The following is a 220-nucleotide window of genomic DNA, read 5'->3' as shown; positions in this document are numbered from 1 at the left end:
GCCTTCCTCAGGAAACCTTAGGCATTCGGTGGACGGGATTCTCACCCGTCTTTCGCTACTCATACCGGCATTCTCACTTCTAAGCGCTCCACCAGTCCTTCCGGTCTGCCTTCACTGCACTTAGAACGCTCCCCTACCACTGATACCATTGGTATCAATTCGCAGCTTCGGTGGTGTATTTAGCCCCGGTACATTTTCGGCGCAGAGTCACTCGACTAGT

At 53.2% G+C, this 220-nt stretch carries 1 rRNA gene; it reads right to left on the bottom strand.

The window, feature by feature from the left end:
• Positions 1–220: ribosomal RNA gene (locus MR113_RS28065) — 23S ribosomal RNA — on the bottom strand; the annotation flags it as partial.

Source organism: Bacillus cereus group sp. BfR-BA-01379, from assembly GCF_022663605.1.
In the GTDB taxonomy this organism is placed as follows: Bacteria; Bacillota; Bacilli; order Bacillales; family Bacillaceae_G; genus Bacillus_A; species Bacillus_A mobilis.
Note: the sequence above shows the minus strand (reverse complement) of the source record. Positions and strands in the feature narration are given on the sequence as shown.